Origin of the sequence: Bartonella sp. CR84HXZ (assembly GCF_042194535.1) — a bacterium.
Taxonomy (GTDB): Bacteria; Pseudomonadota; Alphaproteobacteria; order Rhizobiales; family Rhizobiaceae; genus Bartonella; species Bartonella grahamii.
Map to the genome: position 1 here is coordinate 164,644 of NZ_JBHIMY010000001.1, position 22,305 is coordinate 186,948.

Annotated in this window: 13 protein-coding genes; 5 read left to right on the forward strand and 8 right to left on the reverse strand. The window is 37.4% G+C overall.

The window, feature by feature from the left end; translation table 11 throughout:
- Window positions 1–29: 29 nt before the first annotated feature.
- From ubiB to gyrB, 3 genes are all read right to left on the reverse strand, one after another.
- Window positions 30–1,616 carry a 2-polyprenylphenol 6-hydroxylase gene (gene ubiB / locus ACFIKD_RS00685; protein WP_375646950.1) on the reverse strand — a complete coding sequence of 529 codons (1,587 nt, stop codon included), beginning with the start codon at window positions 1,614–1,616 and terminating at the stop codon, window positions 30–32.
- Window positions 1,617–1,618: 2 nt separating this feature from the next.
- A complete protein-coding gene (gene ubiE, locus ACFIKD_RS00690) occupies window positions 1,619–2,401 on the reverse strand; it encodes a bifunctional demethylmenaquinone methyltransferase/2-methoxy-6-polyprenyl-1,4-benzoquinol methylase UbiE (RefSeq protein WP_375644367.1) in 783 nt (260 codons plus the stop codon).
- 118 nt (window positions 2,402–2,519) lie between these two features.
- Window positions 2,520–4,952, reverse strand: a complete 2,433-nt coding sequence (gyrB, locus tag ACFIKD_RS00695) for a DNA topoisomerase (ATP-hydrolyzing) subunit B (RefSeq protein WP_375644368.1) — start codon at window positions 4,950–4,952, stop codon at window positions 2,520–2,522.
- Window positions 4,953–6,362: 1,410 nt separating this feature from the next.
- Between gyrB and ACFIKD_RS00700 the strand changes: the two genes are divergently transcribed.
- The gene (locus ACFIKD_RS00700) at window positions 6,363–7,283 is read left to right on the forward strand and encodes a transporter substrate-binding domain-containing protein (RefSeq protein ID WP_375635384.1); all 921 of its coding nucleotides are present in this window, start codon (window positions 6,363–6,365) and stop codon (window positions 7,281–7,283) included.
- Window positions 7,284–7,294: 11 nt separating this feature from the next.
- Here ACFIKD_RS00700 and ACFIKD_RS00705 read toward each other — a convergent pair whose 3' ends face one another.
- Window positions 7,295–8,827, reverse strand: coding sequence for a YifB family Mg chelatase-like AAA ATPase (locus tag ACFIKD_RS00705; RefSeq protein ID WP_375635385.1), 1,533 nt, complete (start codon window positions 8,825–8,827; stop codon window positions 7,295–7,297).
- Window positions 8,828–9,233: 406 nt separating this feature from the next.
- On the opposite strand from ACFIKD_RS00705, the gene ACFIKD_RS00710 reads away from it, so the two are divergent.
- Entirely contained in the window at window positions 9,234–11,198 is a 1,965-nt protein-coding gene (locus ACFIKD_RS00710; RefSeq protein WP_375635386.1) for an autotransporter assembly complex family protein, read from the forward strand.
- Window positions 11,198–15,856, forward strand: a complete 4,659-nt coding sequence (locus ACFIKD_RS00715) for a translocation/assembly module TamB domain-containing protein (RefSeq protein WP_375646951.1) — start codon at window positions 11,198–11,200, stop codon at window positions 15,854–15,856. The genes ACFIKD_RS00710 and ACFIKD_RS00715 overlap by 1 nt, the downstream gene beginning before the upstream one ends.
- 283 nt (window positions 15,857–16,139) lie before the next feature.
- On the opposite strand, the gene ACFIKD_RS00720 is transcribed toward ACFIKD_RS00715, so the two are convergent.
- The 4 genes from ACFIKD_RS00720 to infC form a co-directional block, all read right to left on the reverse strand.
- Window positions 16,140–16,238, reverse strand: coding sequence for a pentapeptide repeat-containing protein (locus ACFIKD_RS00720; RefSeq protein ID WP_375647007.1), 99 nt, complete (start codon window positions 16,236–16,238; stop codon window positions 16,140–16,142).
- 1,262 nt (window positions 16,239–17,500) lie between these two features.
- Complete coding sequence (locus ACFIKD_RS00725) at window positions 17,501–19,273, reverse strand: ABC transporter ATP-binding protein (protein WP_375646952.1); 1,773 nt, start codon at window positions 19,271–19,273, stop codon at window positions 17,501–17,503.
- A gap of 64 nt (window positions 19,274–19,337) precedes the next feature.
- Entirely contained in the window at window positions 19,338–19,523 is a 186-nt protein-coding gene (locus ACFIKD_RS00730) for a hypothetical protein (protein ID WP_375646954.1), read from the reverse strand.
- A gap of 324 nt (window positions 19,524–19,847) precedes the next feature.
- Window positions 19,848–20,366, reverse strand: a complete 519-nt coding sequence (gene infC, locus ACFIKD_RS00735) for a translation initiation factor IF-3 (RefSeq protein ID WP_026500140.1) — start codon at window positions 20,364–20,366, stop codon at window positions 19,848–19,850.
- Window positions 20,367–20,561: 195 nt separating this feature from the next.
- On the opposite strand from infC, the gene ACFIKD_RS00740 reads away from it, so the two are divergent.
- Together ACFIKD_RS00740 and ACFIKD_RS00745 are read left to right on the forward strand one after the other, a co-directional pair.
- Entirely contained in the window at window positions 20,562–21,341 is a 780-nt protein-coding gene (locus ACFIKD_RS00740) for an alpha/beta hydrolase (protein ID WP_375646955.1), read from the forward strand.
- A 31-nt stretch (window positions 21,342–21,372) separates the two neighbouring features.
- Window positions 21,373–22,119: a M48 family metallopeptidase gene (locus tag ACFIKD_RS00745; RefSeq protein WP_375646957.1), complete on the forward strand. Its 747-nt coding sequence runs from the start codon at window positions 21,373–21,375 to the stop codon at window positions 22,117–22,119.
- The last annotated feature ends 186 nt before the right edge of the window (window positions 22,120–22,305 follow it).

A 22,305-nucleotide genomic window follows, 5' to 3' on the forward strand; every position in this document is an offset into this window, starting at 1 on the left:
TCGTTGATATTTTTAGCATATTAAGGAAATTAGAAAAGATGAAAAAAGTAAAAAGTGAGACAAACGCAACAAAGCGCAATGATGAAAAGACTATAACGACCATAACGGTTTCTACGACTTTGTTCGACAGCAAGTTGTTTGATGGTGGCAGGAGAAAGATTAAAACCTGTTTTTCTCATTTGATCGAAATCTTCTTCTATCCGTTGGAAATTTTGAACCAATTGTGGTGTTTTGCGTGCCAGCGAAAGGAGAGCTTGCGCTCCTTCACTAAAGTCTTTTGCAACGCCTACAGGTCCCAAATTTTTACTAATCCATTCTTTGACAACAGGTTCAGAAGCTTTCCACATATTAAAAGTGGGGTCTAATGTGCGGGCAACACCTTCCACGACAACCATCGTTTTTTGCAGCAATAAAAGTTCAGGTCGCGTTTGCATGTCAAATAATTCAGTGACTTCAAACAATAAAGTGAGCAATTTAGCCATGGAAATACTTTGTGCTGATTGTCCATGTATTGGTTCGCCAATAGCGCGGTTGGCTTGCGCAAAGCTTTCAATGTTATGGTGTGAAGGAACATAACCGGCTTCAAAATGGGCGCGTGCAACCCGATGATAATCACGGGTAATAAAGCCATAAAGGATTTCAGCAAGGAAATGCTTTTCTTTTTTGCCAAGCCTTCCTGTAATGCCTAGATCAACAGCAACAATACATCCTTTTGCATCTACAAATAAATTACCAGGATGCATATCAGCGTGAAAAAAACCATCACGCAATGTATGACGAAGAAAAGATTGAATAAGCGTAATGGCAAGCGCCTGCAAATCAAATCCTGCTTCTTTGAGTTTGGAAATTTCGGATATTCTGATACCATCAATCCATTCCATTGTAAGAACATTACGTCCTGTCCGTTCCCAGTCAATACGTGGAACCCGAAAGCCTGTATCATGTTGAATATTTTCAGCCATTTCAGATATAGCTGCTGCTTCTAAACGTAAATCCATTTCAATGCGTGTTGTTTGTGCTAAAGTATCTACCACACGAACAGGACGAAGCCTTCGAGAGGCAGGGATATAGCGCTCTTGTAAGTGAGCAATGAGATAGAATCCCCTAAGATCTTTAGAAAAACGTGCTCTGATATTAGGACGAATAACTTTTACAGCACATTTTTTCGTATGACCAGTTTCATCACTGTATTCAGCTGGATGAACTTGAGCAATAGAAGCTGCAGCAATGGGGGGATAAAAATTTATGAATAAATCATCGATAGAGCGACCAAGAGAACTTTCAATTTGAGCAACAGCAGTAGTGCAAGAAAATGTTTGGACACGATCTTGTAGTTGTGACAAATCTTCCGCAATATCCCGCCCAACAATATCAGGTCTTGTGGCAAGAAATTGACCAAGTTTTATGTAAGAGGGTCCAAGCTTATTAATGGCATACGAAATATTTTCAGATCGCTGTTTTTTTTTCGTTTTGCGTCGTGCTAATGCACTCGCTATACGATGACATAGCGCTGGAAATCCTTGAAGATCATCATGAGGAAGAGCACTTAAAACACCTTCACGTGCTAAAACCCATCCTGCATGCATCAATTGAAGGTAAGGGGAAATTTGCACCATTTTTAAATTTTCCAACCTGAATGCAGCGCTGCAATCGCACCGGTGAGATTGCGGTACGATACCCGCGAAAATCCTGCATGCTTGATCATATGGGCAAAATCATCTTGCTTAGGAAATTTGCGGATAGATTCAACCAAATAACGATAAGCATCACCATCATTTGCAATAAATTGACCAAGCTTAGGGATAGCATGGAAAGACCAAAGATCATAAATTTTATCCAGCAGAGGCGTCTCGACATTTGAAAATTCTAAACATAAAAAACGTCCACCGGGCTTTAAAACACGAAAAGCTTCTCTAAGAGCTTGATCAATATGAGGAACATTGCGAATTCCAAAAGCAATAGTGTAAGCGTCAAAGCTTTGATCTTCAAAAGGTAGATTTTCTGCATTGGCTTCAACAAAATCAATCAGAGGGGCAAGACCATTTTTTTGTGCGCGTTTTTTGCCAATGTTGAGCATTGAGCCGTTAATATCAAGCACTGTAGCATGGGCTTTTTGGCGTGAAGCATTGAGAATACGAAAAGCAATATCACCTGTACCGCCAGCGACATCAAGAACTTTCCAATGAGAAAGTGCTGGTGGGGAAAGCCAAGCAATCATGGAATTTTTCCACACACGGTGTAACCCTAATGATAAGATATCATTCATCTTGTCATAATTTTCAGCAACAGAATGAAACACACCATCCACCATGGATTGTTTTTGTGTTTCATCTACTCTTGTAAAACCAAAAGAGTGCTCCATGCCACCCTTGGCTCCTACACGTTCTGTTTCAACTGCCATGTGTATGACCTTCCTTATTTTTCTTTTATCGTAAATGAAATAAAGAGGGAATGTTCAAATACGAAAAAACAACGTATAAAACTGCGACATTTACACAGCTAAAAACAGAAGAGTACCTTTAGATATCAAGATTGGCAACGCTTAAGGCATTGTCTTGAATAAAAATACGTCTAGGTTCAACTTCATCACCCATGAGACGAGAAAAGAGTGAATCTGCATCGGTTGCATCATGAATTTTTACTTGTAAAAGAGAACGTGCATTAGGATCAAGCGTTGTTTCCCAAAGCTGTTCAGCATTCATTTCCCCAAGACCTTTATAACGTTGAAGAGTAATACCTTTTTTACCATTTGTAAAAATGCTCTCTAAGAGGCTCATAGGACCAAAAATACGCTCTGTTTTATCTTTGCGACGTAAAAGAACAGGAGGATGATATATGTCGATAAAATTTTGGGAAATGCGATCAATTTGGCGTGCGTCAGTTGAATTTATAAGTCCCACATCAAGCGTAACAACATCTTTAACACCACGCAAAATACGCTCAAAACATAAGTTTCCATCTGCTGTATATTGTCCACTCCAACCTTGTTCCATATCATCAGCAATCAGATTAAGGCGGTGTGCTATAGTATCTGCTATTTTTTGCGCTTTTTCTTGTGTTGCAAAGACTTCAAGATTAAAAGCGCCAACGATTGCTGCTTGTTCAACGATATTACGGTCATAACGGGTATGAAGACCATCTAAAAGTTGACGTAATATACGAGCATCTTTAGCGAGTTGATACAAATCAGCCCCTGCACGAACTTCTCCCGTTGAAAGCTCAAGCGTTGTTTCTTCTAATCCAGTATCGATCAAGAATTCTTCAAATGCTGCTTCATTTTTAATATATTGGGAAGATTTTCCACGCGATACTTTATAAAGAGGAGGCTGAGCAATATAAAGATGCCCACGTTCAATCAACTCGGGCATTTGTCTAAAAAAGAAAGTGAGCAGCAGAGTACGAATATGGGCTCCATCAACGTCCGCATCTGTCATGATAATAATCTTATGATAACGTAATTTATCCGGTGAAAATTCATCTTTACCGATAGACGTTCCAAGAGCTGTAATAAGTGTTCCAATCATATCAGATGAGAGCATGCGGTCGAAACGTGCTCGTTCAACATTGAGAATTTTACCACGAAGGGGTAAAATTGCTTGATTTTGACGTGAGCGCCCACTTTTTGCTGAACCGCCAGCCGAATCCCCCTCGACAATAAAGATTTCTGATTTTGCAGGATCACGTTCTTGGCAATCGGCAAGTTTTCCTGGTAAAGAAGTGATATCAAGCGCCCCTTTTCGTCTTGTGAGTTCACGTGCTTTGCGTGCTGCTTCACGTGCTGTTGCAGCTTCTACCACTTTACTAATGAGAAGTTTTGCTTCATGAGGATGTTCTTCCAGCCATACTGAAAGACCTTCATTGACCAAATTTTCAACAATAGGACGCACTTCAGAAGAGACTAACTTATCCTTTGTTTGTGAAGAAAACTTTGGATCAGGAACTTTCACAGAAAGAATAGCTGTTAATCCTTCACGGCAGTCATCACCGGTTAAGTTTACTTTTTCTTTTTTAGCAATACCTGAAGATTCAGCATAGCCATTAATTTGGCGCGTAAGGGCACTTCTAAAACCTATCAAATGAGTTCCACCGTCACGCTGAGGAATATTATTGGTAAAACACAGGACCTTCTCATGATAGGAATCATTCCACCATAGGGCAACATCAACGCTCATACCATCTTTTTCACTTGCAATGTAAATAGGATTATCAAGCAGAGCTTTTTTTGATTGATCAATATATTTGACAAACTCCGTTAATCCACCTTCATAATGTAATTCAATTGATTTAGTATCAGCATGACGCTCGTCAACAAGGAGAATATAAACGCCAGAATTTAGAAAGGCTAATTCCCGTAAACGGCGCTCCAAAGTTTCAAAATCAAACTCAACCATAGTAAAAGTTTCAGAACTTGGTAAAAATCTGATTTCTGTTCCACTTTCTCTATCGCAATCGCCAATAACTTTTAATGGAGCATCAGCCACTCCGTGGGTAAATGATATTTCATGAATTTTACCATTCCGTCTGATTTGCAATTTAAGCCAAACGGATAATGCATTCACAACAGAGACGCCAACACCGTGTAATCCACCTGAAACTTTATAAGAGTTTTGATCAAACTTTCCGCCGGCATGAAGCTGTGTCATAATAACTTCAGCTGCAGAAACACCTTCTGTTGGATGGATATCTGTCGGAATTCCACGTCCATTATCACGAACAGAACAAGAACCATCAGCATGGAGTGTAACGTTTACAAGAGTAGCATGACCGGCTAAAGCTTCATCGATAGCATTGTCTACAACTTCATAGACCATATGGTGTAAACCCGATCCATCATCAGTATCACCGATATACATACCAGGACGTTTGCGTACAGCATCAAGGCCTTTGAGGACTTTGATAGAAGAAGCGCCATAATCATCACTTTGTGCCGCTGAGGTTATTTCATCACTCATAAGTTAGTCCATTCCTGTGTTCAATTTACAATATTCTATCTGCTTTTTTAAAGCTTAATGTTCTGATCAGTTATTTATGGAATAACCACATTAAACATTTACCGTATATCAGAACTAGATTCAATATCTGTCGATATATAATGAAGAGAATGATGAAATGAGATTGTACTGTTATGTCGTAAAACTCCGTCATTTAGGGCGGTGATATGGTGATATAAGGAAAGTAAGCACTACCTTGATACATTAAGTATTTTTAAAGTGTGTGGTGAATATTCGGAGCAGGGTTTATTTGTATAACCTTTAGTTAAGTAAATTGCATGAGTGGATAGCCCCAAGGAATTAGTCGAGAGAAGCAAGACTGTCTAGACGTCAACGCTAGTAGGAATCCTTTTCCTTTGAGGTGTGGGAATGAGGTCAACTAAGCTTTACAATAATGATGCTATTTATTTTGTTTATTTTTGCATATGCGTAATGTTTCAAAATTAGTTATACATTTTTGTGTTAGACTAACAAAGGTCTTACTTGTTTTATCCATAAATCAATTTTCAATTCTAATGCTGCCGTATATTTAAAACAAAGGTTACGAGCTCTCTAAGCAGCTCAAATTTTTATATATTAGATTGAGGCGAAAATATTGGGTATATTGGTTTGTGGCATCTTTAAAATGTGGAAAATATAAAGGCGTAAATGTAAAAACACGTTTCCACTATCGTTCTTTTATTCAGTTTTACAACTTTTAAAAACGTCTACGGCGATGTTTTTAAAGAATGGGGGTGATGACGCATTGTCTTACGCTTTTGTTTTTCTCATTCCTGTAATGGAGGTTACGTCCCTTATTTAAAACAAAGCCCCATTGCGCTGTTATTCACGCGCTTTTTTAAGAAACATCTCTCAATGTTCCTAAACTCATTTTACAACGATGTTTAAATAGTATAACGCACAATACCCTGTGAATACTACAAGATTCATGTCCCCTATCTTGCCCATATTGACAATAAGGTGCAAACCAGCGGCATCATTTTATTTTCCAGCTCTTAAATGTTGACACAACCTTAATGTTGAGAAACCCCTCGGCATTTGAAGGGTATTTTTACTCTTTTCTTTAATAGTGTCTATATACTCCCTCTGGTTGTGATACGCAAGAAAATGGTTTTGATATTTTGATAAAATGGAGTGTGCCACTAAAGTATGTACAGCTTATTTCTTATATTTAAAAAATCAAATCGCCTTTCTCTAAAATTACATTTTTATATATTCATTTGGGAAAATTAACACCAAAAGCTTAGGCATTTTCAATGGTTTTTAAAAATAGCAAGAATTTTATTTATTAAACGCCAGATATTTTGGTGAAGAGCGTTAGATAATAATCGAGAAGAGTTGCATCTTAGCTTTAAAAATGGGGGAGAGATTTTGAAAATAAAAAAATCTATATATATAAAACATCTTCAATTGCGTTTATGGTATTTTTTATTCAATAATCCATACAATATTTTTATTCGTATTATTTTTATTCGTATTTTATTTGTAGCAGGGGGGGGGCTATTTTCCTCTTACGCAGAAGCTGAAAGGTTGCCTTCTTTTTTTGATTCGCATGAACATTTGGTACAACCTGATACGACGGATATTCTTCGTTTGCGTTTTGTAACAACTTTTGATTTTCCTCCTTTTAATTTCCTTGATCAAACGGGGCATCTTGCAGGTTATAATATCGATTTATTGCGCGCTATTTGCTCAAAATTAAAATTAGAGAAGCTTTGTGAAGTAGAAGTAATTCCTTGGAAAGAGCTTGTAGAATATGTTAAAAATGGTGGTGCAGAAGTCATTATTGCGGGTTTAAAAGAAACAAGTAAAACCCAGCAAGATCTTGTTTTTACAAAGTCATATTTGCGCTTTCCAGCGCGATTTGTTGCTTCTCGACTTTTAGATCTCGATGAGCCAATAAGCGATCAATTGGTACATTTAACCAGTGGTGTTTTGTCTAAAAGTATTCACGAAAAGCTCTTTCATCATTATTTTCCTAAAGCAAAATGGCAAGAATTTAAAAAGAGAGAAGAGCTCTATAAAGCATTACAAGAGCGTAAAATTGACCTTATTTTTGATGATGGATTTGCTTTATCGTTATGGTTCAAAAAACAAAAATCTGTTGATTGCTGCCATTTTGTTGGGGGGGCATATATGGCGCCACAGTTATTGGGACAAGGAATGCAGCTTGCTGTTGCAAAAAAGAATGAAAAATTGGTTGATATACTCAATTATGCGCTGAAATCTCTAGAAGAGGATGGTAAACTTACAGAACTTTATTTGCGTTATTTTCCAATAAGTTTTTATTGATGAATAGTTTTTTAGTTAAGGGCTGTTAATCTTTCTGCGCCTAGTCGATAGGAAATAGCTTCTGCGAGATGATAGCGTGAAAGATTATCTGATCCGTCAAGATCAGCAATTGTGCGTGCAACTTTGAGAATGCGATGATAAGCGCGTGCAGAGAGGTGCATTTTTTCACTCACATCTCGTAAGAGTATGGTCGCACTTTTATCAGGAATGGCAATCTGTTCTATAATTTTGGCAGGGCAATCGCCATTGGTGCGAATATGATCAAACCCCATTGTTGCAAAACGTTTAGCTTGAATGGTACGGCATCGTGCGACGCGTTTGGCAACATCGCAGCTTTTTTCTGATTGTTCTGGTTGCATAAGGTCCATAGCTGTCAAAGCAGGGACATCAATCCGTAAATCAATTCGGTCAAGCAGAGGACCAGAAATACGGGACTGATAATCGATTTGGCAGCGTATTCCTTTAGCGCAAACATGGTCTTTTTCGCCTGCCATACCACAACGGCAAGGATTCATTGCGGCAATGAGTTGGAAGCGAGCAGGATAGCTAATATGGTGATTAGCGCGGGCGATAACCGATTCCCCACTTTCTAAGGGTTGACGAAGAGAATCAAGAACCTGCGGAGAAAATTCAGGCAATTCATCAAGGAATAACACACCATTATGGGCAAGAGAGACCTCTCCCGGTCGTCCTTTAAGTCCCCCACCAATCATTGCGGCCATGGAAGCAGAATGATGTGGGGAACGAAAGGGGCAATGAAGTGAAATGGTATTATGAACCGTTTCTCCTGTAATAGAAGCAATCAGAGAGACATCTAAAAGCTCACGGCTATCAAGAGGTGGCAAAATGGAAGGTAAGCGTTGCGCTAACATAGATTTCCCAGCACCAGGAGGTCCTACAAACAAAAGGTTATGGCGTCCAGCAGCACAAACTTCTAAGGCACGTTTGGCTGTTTTCTGTCCTTTGATTTCGCAAAGATCTGGGAGTTCAGTTTCGATAGTATATTGGCGTGGTTGTGGACGTTTTTGAATTTGGGTTCCTTTGAAATGGTTGACTATAGTGAGCAGAGTCTCTGGGGCAAGAATATTTATTTCTGCATTTGCCCAAGCAGCTTCAGGTCCACATTGGAAGGGACAAATCAGTCCTTTATCGAGTGATAAAGCTGTCATGGCAGCTGGTAAAACACCATTAACAGCGGTAAGTGAACCATCCAGTGATAATTCTCCCAAAATGATATAGTCTTGTGCTACTTCAGGAGGGAGGATTCCCATAGCAAGCATTAAGCCTACAGCGATTGGCAAATCATAATGCGAGCCCTCTTTAGGCAAATCAGCTGGTGCAAGATTAATCGTAATCCGTTTAGTAGGCATAGAAAGTCCACAAGCGTGGAGGGCTGCTTGCACACGTTCACGGCTTTCTGCAACTGCCTTATCAGCTAATCCAACAATAGCCATTCCTATTTTACCAGACGAAATCATAACCTGTACATCGACAGGGACTGCTTCTAGACCGCGAAAAGCAACAGTTGTAACACGTGCGATCATTTATTTATTTTCCCCTTTAGACTTTGTAGAGACAATCATATCTATGCATAAAAATCAAGAAGCATCTCTATGGTTTTTTTTATAGAGAGATCTATATACATAGGCAGTTTTTTAGCGTCCTCATGGAAAGTCATTTGTACAAATTTAACCATGATAGTATGGGACGCAATAAAACATTTATAATAAGCTAAATAAATATGTTAAGGAAAAAGAATGAGGCTGTTCGTGTTATACAACAGTGCAAAATTTTATGAAAATATAAGGGGAGGGTGACGTTATGTATCGCAGAGTGTTATTTGATGTGATAAAACGTGTAAAATGTGCAAAGTAATTACATTTACCTTTCTTATTTTTATATTATTTAAAGTATAGTAGATGCAAAGTGTATTATAAGGTATCTGATTTTATGGTATACCAGGCAAGAATTTTGTTAAAATCAGGGACTGTGCGCTGTGTATTTATAGGCTTGTGTTTCGCTTTTGCTTTTCCACAGCCACTTGCTGCATTTGATTTTTTCGGCATACCTTTTTTTGGTCAAAAGAAAACAAATTCTCCTTCAAATTATGCCAAAAGTACAGAGAGATTTTATAAAGTTGATGTTGTTGCACCGCCAGGCGCGCCATTAGAAGGTATAAAAATAGTTAAATCTGTTTCTTCTCTTGTTGCTGATAAAGAGAAAGCATCCGCCAGTTCTTCTGGTTTGCTAGCCAAGGCGCGCTCAGATTATCGAGCAATTCTTTCTGCTCTTTATGCTGATGGGCGCTACGGTGGTGTTATTAGTATTAAAATTAATGGCTTAGAAGTCGCTGATTTAAGTCCGGTAACTCAACTTCCAGCACAATCCAATATTGCTATTACAATTAATGCCGGTCCACAATATGTTTTTAGTATTGCAGATATTGATAAAGTAGCTCCGTTTGAAAAACGTAAAGCGCATAAAATGCCCACAATTGAAGAATTGGGCTATAAAGTTGGGGCTATTGCTAAATCTGAAACCATTTTGAAAGCAGAAAAATGGGCGATAGAAGGATGGCGTCAACAAGGTTATGCTAAAGCTAAAATTATGAAAAGTGAGGTCGTGGCTGATCATGCTGCGTTGCGTGTTGAAGGACGGATTGTTGTTGATCTTGGACAAAAGGCTCATTATGGTCCTTTAAGTGTGCGTAATATAAGTAATAAACCACGTGTAGATTCAGCTTATATCGCATGGATGACCGGATTGAAGCAAGGTCAGAAGTACGATTCCGATGCGTTAGCGAAGGCAAATGAACGTCTTGCGCGCCTTGGTGTTTTTCGCGCTATCAATATACGTGAGGCTGATACCATTAATCCAGATGGCAGTTTACCGCTTTCACTTGTTGTACAAGAACGTAAACCGCGCCGTTTTGGTATAGGCGGTAGCTATTCAACATTAGATGGTGCTGGTTTTGAAGCTTATTGGATGCATAACAATCTTTTTGGTCATGCAGAGGTTCTTAAAATTGAAACAAAGATAGGCGGTGTTGGTAGCAATAAAAAGCAATCGTATAATTTTAAAAATTTTGATTATCTTTTCGGTGGCACGTTTATAAAGCCTGGTGTACTTACGCCAGATACAGATCTCAGGTCAGAATTAAAAATACAACAAGATGTTCTAGAAAATTATACGACAAAAGCCATCAAAGGAAGATTAGGGATTACGCATATTTTCAATGGTAATCTATCGGGACAGGCTGCTGTAGAAGTTTCAAATGGTTATTCACGTGATATTTATTTTGGGAGCCGTAATTTTACAACAATAGGTTTTCCTAGCGGTTTGATTTACGATAGTCGTAATAATAAGCTTAATGCAACAAAAGGTTTATATGGTGAAGTTTTCATTGAGCCTTTTTATGAGATGCGTTTTAGCAACTTTGTTGCAAAAGTAACAGCAGAAGGTCGTTCTTACTGGGCGTTGGATGAAGGGAATCGTTTTGTTTTTGCTACGCGGGCAAAGCTTGGTACAATTCTTGGGAATGATACAGCACAAATCCCCGCGAATACGCTTTTTTTTGCTGGTGGTGGGGGCTCTGTTCGTGGTTATGCTTACCGTAATATTGGTATCAAAACAGAAAATGATGCGGTTGTTGGTGGACGGGCAGTTGTTGAGGGATCGGCAGAATTGCGTGTTTCTTTAAATGACAAAATAGGGTTTGTCGGTTTTCTTGATGGAGGTTTAGTAGGGGAAAAGGCGAATTTTGATTTTTCTCAAAAAATTAAATGGGGAGCCGGTATAGGAGGTCGTTATATGACGGGTCTTGGTCCTTTACGCGTTGATTTAGCCTTTCCTTTAAAGAGAGAGAAGGGTGATCCTCGCATTGGTTTTTATGTGGGTATAGGGCAAGCATTTTAATGAAAAAAGGTGTACATTTATCAGCTTTCTTCTTTGTATTTTTGTTTTTTGGGGTGGGTGGTTTTGTTTTTGCGCAAAGAGGAGATACTCTTCCCTCTAGCGAAATGAAAACAGATGATCGCTCATGGTTTGTTTCTTTAATTGAACGAAAGCTTTCAGCGCCCAATCGTCAAGTTCGTTTACACAATATGCAAGGGACACTGTCTTCTCAAACATCAATTGATGCTATTACGGTCAGTGATAAAAAAGGGGTTTGGCTTAAAATTACCAATGCTAAAATGAATTGGAATCGTCTAGCGTTGCTGAGAGGGCGGATGGATATTAACCAGCTTTCGGCAGAACAGGTTACATTTTTACGCAAACCGCAAGGCAATTCTTCTTTTGTTTCTTCCCTTGAGACGGGTAAGTTCTCTTTACCAAAATTGCCGCTTGCTCTTTCTATCAATACGCTTACAGCTCAACATGTGATATTTGAACAGAATCTTTTTGGTTTTTCTGCTGATATGTCCCTAAAAGGCAATTTCACTTTAGCTAGTGGTAATTTTGATGTCGATATAGCGGCGCATCGTTTAGATGCACCGGGTTCTTTTTCTGTTCTCACCAAGATATCTGATAGTAATCGTACAGCTCAAATTGATATTTCTGCTAACGAACCACAAAATGGTATTTTGGCGAATATTTTTAACATTGAACAACGTCCAACACTAAATCTCGTCGTGAAAGGTGATGGTACTTTTGATGATTTGGTTATCAAACTTTCTTTAGAGTCTGATCATCATTCTATTTTAGATGGTAATGTTATTTTTGCAAGTGTTCCAGAAGGACACAGTTTTTCTACAAAACTAAAGGGAACACTGAGCCCTTTAATACCTTCTCAATATCGTAGCCTCTTCGAATCTGATATAACATTAAAAGCAAAGGCAAGAAGAACAAAAGAAGGTGTGACACACCTTGATCAGATGGTTATTCAGAGCAAAGCAATGAATGTTATAGCCAATGCTGAAATAACTGCTGATGGATTTTTGCGGCGGCTTTTTGTTGATGGCAAAATGGCTCTTGATAACGAACAGGAGTCTGTTCATTTACCTGTATCAGAAGTGCCAAAACCTGCCAATACTCTTGCTCTGAACATTGACTATGGTCGCGAAGGGAAACAATCTTGGAATGGGCGGTTGGTTGTAGGTAATTTAAGCAATAAAAATATTTATATTCGCGATGCAATTTTTGATATGGGAGGAGTAAGCGAAAATCTTGATAATTCAGCTTCTCGTCATGTTGGTGTTCAGGTTAAAGGGACGCTTCAAGGGGTTAAAAAGATTAAGGGAGCGTTAGTAGAAAATTTAAGCCAAGCGGTTCATGTGCATTTAGATACGGATATTGTTTCGAATAAACCAATTTTGATTCATGATTTGAGTGTTACGGCTCAGGGTTTTTCTTCTTGGTTAAAAGGGACAATGGAGGGTTTTGTTTTTAAAGGCGACCTCGGTTTAAAAGCTCAGACATTAACTCCTTTGGAAGCGTTCAGTAAACAATCACTTTCTGGTAGTGCAGATATTAAAGCCAAAGGAACAATCAATTTATTGAGTGGCATTTTTGATCTCCAATTATCAGGAATGGCTGACGATATGAAAATAGGCGTGCAGTCTTTTGATCGTTTATTCAAAGGAAACATCACTCTTTCAGGTGGTGCTACTCGAAATACGAAGGGTTTCATTTTTCGTCATTTTAATTTGAAAAATCAATATACAAACATAAAGGCTAATGGTTATTTTTCAGATGAAAGCGCTAAAATGGATCTATCTGCTGAAATATCTGATTTGTCCAAATTAGATCCAAAGATAAGCGGTGCGCTTACAATTGAAAGTACGGCGAGAGGGCGCAATAGCCATATAAAACTAAATACACGTGCCCATATTGCTGAAGCATTAATCGTAGGGAAGAAACTTCAAAATACAACATTTAACATAGATGCACTTGTAGATAATACAGCACCAGTTACTGCTTTAACGGGGGTGATAAAAGGTGAAGGGATTTTTGCTAAGAAACCTTTGCATTTATCGGCCTCTTTTAAAGATTCTCATAAAATTCGAAAACTTGAAAATATCGATATTAGAGGGGGAAGTGCAAAAATAACGGGTGCTCTTTCTCAACAACTTGGCGGTTTTTTGAAAGGAGCGCTGCATATTGATGCCGATGATATTTCCGTACTGTCAACGTTATTTTTGCAGGATGGTAGTGGAGAAGTAAAAGGAGATTTTATTTTTGATGAACAAAATGGCAGACAAAAAACCAATGTGAAGGCGCATATTAACCATTTGAATTTTTCCAAGAATAAAATAAAAAAATTGGCAATAGATGCTGATATATTCGATCCTTTTGGCATGACACAGTTTGAAGGAGTTATCAATGCAGAACATATTCAAACACCTTTGATAATGGTCAATCGTTTAAATGCTCACGCTGATAGAAATAATGGACAAACGGTTTTTACTGTCCAAGCGATGTTGCATGATACTCTCAATGCACAGCTTTCTGGTCGTTTAATGGTTGAGGAACTTCCAGAAAGTATAAAACGAGAAGTGCAAATTGAAACTGTGGATCTAAAACAACACACTTTTCATGCAAAATTGCTGAAACCATCCATAATTGCTTTTGATAAAGATGGAATGGCAATCAATGAATTAGGAATTGCAATAAATGGAGGCAACATCATCTTAGCAGGGAATATTCAAGATACCCTGAATTTGCAACTTACAATGAATGCGCTTCCTGCTACTTTAGTTAATCTGTGGAAAGCCGATCTTGGAGCAGCAGGGAGTGTAACAGGGCAGGTTATGATTCGTGGTCATTTAACAAAACCTGATATAACTTACGATATAAAAGGTGAGGGACTGACAACCGTTGCTTTTCAAGATAAAAAAATTATGCCTTTTTCTTTTTCTGCTACGGGGAAAACCTTAGATCAAAATCTTACTTTGAATGCAAATTTAACAGGAGAAGGAGTACAAGCACAAGCTCAGGGGCGTGTATCTCTAGAGAAAAATAAGCTTGATCTTCATATTAATTTGCAAAATTTATCTGCACATTTGGCAAATGGTTTTATTGCAGGACAAGCGCTTGATGGGACAATGATAGGCAAAGTTGATATTGATGGAACAATGAAGGATCCATCTGCTCATTTTGAGCTTTCTAGTCAAAATTTAACCGCTATGACGCATAAAGGACCGATGTCAATCAATATAAATGCTCGTGGTTCTTATAAAAAATCGACTTTTCATATTGAAAATATGATAGCTACAGGAGATAAAGGATTAGATCTTTCCATCCATGGGCCTGTATCTCTTAATGGTTCAGAGGCAAAATTAAACGTTAAAGGGATAATGCCTCTTGATTTTGTTAATCTCTTATTAGCTAAGCGTGGTGCACATATAACGGGTACAGCAAGAATTGATACAACTCTTAATGGGGCGTTATCAAAGCCACAATTGATAGGAAATATTTCTATAGGCGACGGTAGCTTTTTTGATTCACAAACAAATGTAGGGTTGAATAATATAACGCTTGAAGGCAAATTGAACGGTGATCATATCCTTATAGAGAAAGCTTCAGCTTCTTCGTTTGAGGGGGGGAGAATTTCTGCTTCAGGTCGTATCTCTAATGATCTAGAGACAGATTTGATATTTCATCTTGATAATGCCAATTATAATGATGGTTCTATGATTCTGGCAACATTATCAGGTGAGATGACAATGACAGGTCATTTTTTAAATGATCTTGTTCTTGGTGGTGATATCATCGTTGAAAAAGCTGAAGTTTTTGTTCCTGATCATTTTAAAAGTGCTAAGTTTCTTGATATCAGAAATAAGAATTTAACTAAATCGATTCAAACAACACTTGAACGTGCTGATGTTAAGAACACGAACAAAAGCAAAAGCCGGATTGTTACACAAGAATCTTCATCTGTTGTGCTATCAAATATGCGTATTACAGCACGCAATCAATTTTTTGTACGCGGAAAAGGGTTAGATGCTGAACTGGGAGGACTCATTAATCTAGCAGGTCCATTGAATGATGTGCATCCAGTTGGTGAATTTAGAATGATTCGTGGACGTTTTGATATTCTTTCGCAACGTCTTAATTTTGATCAAGGACAAGCGAGTTTTAGCGGTAATCTTAATCCTACGGTTTATTTTGTAACCAACAATAACAGTGGTGATATTCAAGTCACTGTAACTGTAAGTGGGACGATTGATAATCTTGATATTAATTTTTCTTCACAACCGAACTTGCCTCAGGATGAGATTTTGGCGCGTTTGATTTTTAATCGCTCTCTTAATGAATTATCACCATTTCAGATTGCTCAACTTGCAGCAGCAGCGGCTGATCTTGCAGGTGCTGCTAATACATCTTTGTTGAATACTTTACGAACTAAAATTGGGCTTGATGATCTTGATGTTATCGTTAATGAGAAAGGTAATACAGGCTTACGTATTGGACGCTACATACACAATAATATTTATTTGGGCTTTGAAGCAGGGTCCGATGGAACGACGAAAGGGACAATTAATTTAGATATTTCGCGTCATCTCAAAGCTAAAGGTGCCATAGGAAATGAACAAAATTCTAGTATTGGTCTCTTTTATGAAAGAGATTATTAAAGATTGAATTTAAAAAACAAATTCTTCGTTTTTTGTCTCTCATTTCTAAATCTGAGGAAGAAAACATAGGCTAAAAGTCCTATAAAAAAAGAAGCTTTTTGTTGAGGCGTGAAGAAATATATCTGAAATATTCGATTTTTGTTTATTGTGTTTTTGAATGAGATCACTTTTCTTATAATGAATAGCCCCCCCAAACAGAACACTCCAAAATATAACACTATTGTGTTGCAAATTCATGTGCTTGTTTTAAAGAAACATTTCTCAGTGTGCGCTTGAGCCTATTTCATAAGATTGCTTGTGAAAAGATTGCTTGTGAAAAGATTGCTTGTGAAAAGATTGCTTGTGAAAAGATTGCTTGTGAAAAGATTGCTTGTGAAATGATATAAAGTAGCTCTTATGAATGGTATAAAATCCATACTACCATTGTTAATAAAGGTATAAGTATTTATTAAAGATATAAGCCGGCATTATCATTCTAGTTTCCAGCTTCTCATGTTGCTAACAATCTTTTCACTTGAAAATGTAGAGGTATTTTTATTGCTTATCTTAAGAGTTTTTATGCATACCCAATGTCTCTTATGACGTACAACAAGTGCTTTTGATTGATTCATCATAAATATAAAGAAAATTTTCAATAAGCAAATTACATCATATCTTTTATTTAAGATGTAAAGTAATAAATTATGATTATAAATCAAAGTATTAAAATGCAGGTCAAAAGATATTTTTTGTAAAAATATTTATCAGAGTTATATGTCGTATTTTTCTATTTAGGCGGTTAAAAGAAAGAGGAATGTCATTTTACTTTTCATCTGTTTTTTTTGCATATTGAAATCATAGCTTTATATAAGCACTAACGTTGTGCATTTATAAACTCTTCAAGAAGTTAAGGTATTGGAGGAATATCACTTTAGTTTCTAGATATAGAAAAAACAGCAAAGCTTGCTTTAAAGAAAGCTACAACAGTAAAAAAGTTTTATAATAAATCTTCTCTTATTTTTTCAATGTTTTTCTTTTATGCTGAATGTATCTATAATTTGCAGCATAATTTATAATTGTCAGCCTATCCTATTGTACCATAAAAGACCGACATTTGAGGTACGGTAATATAAGGCATGTAAGCTTTTTTGACAAAGTATTTTGAAAGCACGTGGTGAATATTTAGGGTAAGCCTTGTATAAGTGAATCACATAAGTTGTTATCAAGTGGAACGAACTCAATAAAAATCTGGATTGTTTACAGATCCGATTGGGTAGAATCTTTGTCCTTTAAGATGTGTGGAGAAAAAATTGTCAGTGCAGGGATAAACACGGATAAAGGTTGTATTAATCCAGATTCATCATCGTAATCCGCGGCAATTTTTTCAAACCTTGATGCTCTCTCTTTTAGGATTCGCAACATTTATGAATGTTTCAACACTTATTTGAGGAAGGGAAGGGGTTTTTGAAGTTTCATTGTTAAAGTCAATTGCATTCAACAAAATAGCGAGTAAAGGTTTCATCTAAATCCAAGAAGTTTATTTTCAATAAACCATAAATTCTTTACCAATTCTTGATTGAAGTAATACTTTTTTTGGTAACAAGCCTTTTTTATAAATGGAGCATTACCTTCTATCCATTTTTATTTCAAATCTTACTTAAGGATCTAGAAATTAGGAGGTATGTTTTTGAACTGGATATTATGAAGTTTTTTATAAAACCCATGTTCTTTTTCTAGCAATTCTTTCTGAGTACCTTGTTCAATCAGTTGTCCATTTTGTATGACCACAATTTTATGAGCACGAGCAATCGTTGAAAGGCGATGAGCAATAATGATCGTTGTGCGTCCTTTGGTAAGGTGTTGAATGGCTTCATTAATTTGTGCTTCGGTGTGTGAATCAAGCGCACTCGTTGCTTCATCAAGAATCAGAATTTCGCTATCGTGAATCATTGCTCTAGCGATAGCGAGTCGTTGTTTTTGCCCCCCTGAAAGGTTACAGCCATTATCACCTATCTGTGTATCATAACCATTTGGCAAACTCATAATAAAGTCATGAGCATTTGCTGCTTTTGCTGCTTCGATAATTTCGTCATCACTAGCCCCTTCTTTTCCAAGCCCGATATTATATTTAACAGTTCCTTGAAAGAGAAAAGTATCCTGTCCTACATAGGCCATCAGGTTTCTCAGAGAGCGAAATGTTGTGTAGCGAATATCTTGATCATTAATCAATATGCGTCCTTTTGTGGGGTCATAGAGGCGCATAATAAGGTTGATAAGGGTTGACTTTCCCGAACCGGATGGTCCCACCAATGCTGTCATTTTTCCGGCTTCTATTTCTAGGTTGATATCTTTCAATATCATTTTGTTATTAGTGTATGCAAAAGAAACATGTTCGAAACGAATAGTTCCCTGCGTTTTACTCAGATCTTTAGCTTCTTTATGTTCTATAACTGTAAGGGGACAATCGAGTATTTCAAACATCGTACGGATATTGACCAAGCCAGATTCAATTTTGACACGTACATTTGCTAGCCTTTTTGCGGGTTCATACGCTAAAAGTAAAGCAACAATAAAGGACATAAATTCACCTTGAACACCTGCGCGTTGGGTTGCAAGATAACCGGAAAAACAAATAATACCTGCAATGGCAACACCCGTGAGTGTTTCCATAATTGGACTGGTAATAGCTTCGAGTGTTGCAATATTGTTTGTTTGTTTTTCAACATCACAAATGGCTTTGTCCATTCGTTTTTTCATGACTTCTTCTAGTGAAAAGGCCTTTATGATTCGAATACCAACAGCCGTTTCCTGTACGATTTTGATAATTTCACCAAGTGAAAGGAGCTCTTTTTCCATCAGGCGGCGAACGCGTTTTAAAGCCATTCGAACGCCTAAAAAAGCTAGTGGTCCTACGATTAAAGTAATGGAGATTAACACAAAGTTTTGAATGAACATGACAAGCAACAGACCACTAACGGAAAGCAAATCACGTACAAAAGTTGTGATAATAGTATCAATTATATTACGTACAGCTGTCGCATTATGAGTTACACGAACAAGAAGATCAGATGAAGTGTTATTATGATAAAAAGAGACTCCTTGTTCCATAAGTCGTGCAAAAATTTTACGCTGTTGTTCAGCAATGATACTATTGCCTGCTTTGTTTAGAAAGTAAGTTTGGGAAAAAGTTGCAACTCCTTTGAGAATAAAGATAAAAGCAATGAAGCTAGAAATCAAAACAATTATAGGAAAATTTTGTGCATCAATAATCTGATTAACAACATCACGCATAATCCATGCACTGGTTGCTGTGGTACAAGAAATGATGATCATTGAGAAAATAGCCGCACTGTACCAACGCATATGTTTACGAAAATTTTCTCGCAAAAGGCGGATAATAAGATGTTTATCAAAAGAGGAAATTTGTTTTTTAGCCATGAAGTGCTTCCATATTCTCTCATTATTTTATGCAAGATTGAAACATTCTTAATTAAAAAGCCCCTTAATCTTTTTTACAAAAATAGCCTTTTCTTTCAAGGTTCATCACATCAATTTCACGACGGCGAGAGTGAAAAATGTAGTGCAAAGTTTCTGTAAAAGGTATAATGAAAATTCGTTGTTCATCATTATTTTTAATTTTCAATAAAAGGTAACGGCGAGTTTCACCATTGTATTTACCAATTTCCATATTGTGATAGCCTTTGGCACTTGAAATAGCTCACAAAAAACATTTCTGCTTTTTTAATAATTTTTATGTATCATCTCCGTTTGTGATGTGTAAGCAAACAGTTTTGCCGCATTGCATGATAAGAGAGCTTGAAATAAGAAGACCTTACGATGTTTGAGCTTTCTCATTTAATATGCAAAATAACGAATTCTTCTTATAAATCGATAAGGATTTATACACATTTATAAAACCTTAAAAGCACCACAAAAACTCTATGTGGTGCTTCTAAATAATGCCATACGCTTATTTTGATGAGTTGCATGCAAATATTATTCTAATGCAAAACTATTTAGGTGCTATCACCATCATCATTTGCCGGCCTTCAAGCTTTGGCTCCAATTCAATTTTGGCAATTTCACTTGTATCTTCTTTCACACGCTGAAGAAGCTTTAATCCAAGATCTTGGTGAGCCATCTCACGACCACGAAAACGCAAAGTAATCTTTACTTTATCACCATGATCAATAAAGCGATGAACAGCCTTGAGTTTGACTCCATAATCATGGACATCAACATTTGGGCGCATCTTAATCTCTTTGATTTCGATGACTTTTTGCTTCTTACGTGTTTCAGCAGCTTTTTTTTGGGTTTGATATTTTAATTTGCCCAAATCGATGATTTTACATACGGGTGGCTCCGCATTTGGTACAATCTCAACCAAATCAAGCCCCGCATCTGCAGCCATAGCAAGAGCTTCTTGTATCGCAACAACCCCCTGATGTTGTCCCTCATCATTGATAAGCTGAACATGAGGTACTCGGATATCCTGATTTGAACGTGGTCCGTCTTTTTGGGTAGGTGTCATTTTAAACGGTTTACGAATGGTTTATGCTCCTTAATTTTGATTCAACTACAGTTAATTTAATATACAATTATGCACCTAAAAACAACTATAATTCGTGTCTTTTTCATTATTTGATTTATTACTTTTTGGAATGATTTAGATTATAAAAGTTTTTCTCTTAATTTAAAGGAATTGTTTTATGGAGGATAAAGAATCATGGATCAAAATATTCCTTGTCAGTTTTTTTCGTTTGAGAACACCGCACTTGCAGTACGTTATCGCAAAGGCAGCCATTCTCCAGGTTTAGTTTGGCTTCATGGCTATCTGTCCGATATGTCAGGGGATAAGGCGATGTTGGTTGATAGTTTTGCTCAGAAGAATGATTTGTCCTGCTTACGTTTTGATTACTCTGGACATGGAGAATCTGAAGGTGATTTTTTTCAAGGAACAATTTCACGCTGGGTTAAAGAAAGTTTAGCGGTTTTTGAAAATTATTGTGAGGGGCCACAAATTTTGATTGGCACCTCTATGGGCGGGTGGATTGCGCTAAAGCTTGCTATGATGCTAGCACAGAAAAATAAGAAGCTTGCTGGCATGATATTGATTGCTCCAGCACCTGATTTTACACAAACATTGGTGGAACCAAAATTAGGCCCAGAAGAATGGAAGATTTTGGAGGAAAAAGGCTATATTGAACGACCTGCAGTTGATGATACAGAGCCAATGCCCTTTACAAAAACATTGATTGAAGATGGACGCGAAAATTGTGTTATGAAAGGATGCATTGATGTTGGGTGTCCAGTCCATATTCTACAAGGGATGGAAGATGAAGATATTCCCTATCAGCATACATTGACTTTACTTGATCATTTACCTCTCCATGATGTAACATTGACACTTTTTCGTGATGCAGATCATCGCTTTTCTCGTCCGCAAGATTTAGATTGTCTTGAGACAATATTGAGATCCTTTATTAATCAGATTAATGCAAAATAAGGGGTACATTTATTGATAAAGATAAAAATATATGAGCATTTCTAAACAGCATTTTATTTTTTCTGATCGCTCTGTACCTGTACGGGTGCGGGAAAATAAGTGCGCGCGCCGTCTTACCTTACGTATTGATGCGAGCGGACGGAGGATTTGTGTAACAACACCACCAGCGATAAGTCTCTGTACGATTCAAAGTTTTATTGAAAAGCATCGGTCTTGGATTGAGGCACGTCTTGCTCGTGTACAAATCTCTCATGAAAATGCTTATCTCAAAGAGGGGGCAACGATTCCTTTATTGGGCGTTTGCCATTCCATAAAGCATAGAGAAGGACGTGGGGTGACGGAAATTATTGCAGGAGATGCAGAACAAGAACCTCAAATTATCGTTTATGGTCAATTAGAATATTTGCCAAGGCGTGTTGCTGACGTTTTGAAAAAACAAGCAGCACGTATTATAACACCTTTGGTGGCACATTATGCCCATAAAGTAGAGCGTAAAGTCAAATCAATTTGTTATAAAGATACGAGAAGTCGTTGGGGGTCTTGTTCAATAGATAAGCGTCTTTCTTTTTCTTGGCGCCTTGTTATGGCACCAAAAGAAGTTGTGGAATATGTTGTTGCTCATGAGGTTGCTCATCTTGTTGAAATGAATCACGGTCCAAGATTTTGGGCTCTTTGTGAAGAACTATGTCCTGATAGTAAAACGTATCGTGCTTGGTTGAAGGAAAATGCTCATAGATTGCACGCAATTAATTTTGATTCATATAATTTAAAGGCGTAAAAAGCTTTCCAATGAAGGCAATATTTAACGGAACTTTTTGTCGAGTGTTTTGTTGTGTGTGTACTTGCTCATGCATAATGAGGAAGCCATTGAAGCTCTCAGCACGATTGTTCTCCCCTGCTTGGTTTGCTGAGTGTCTTCAATGTTTTTGCTTTATCTTTTTTGTAATTCAGCGTAATAACCTTA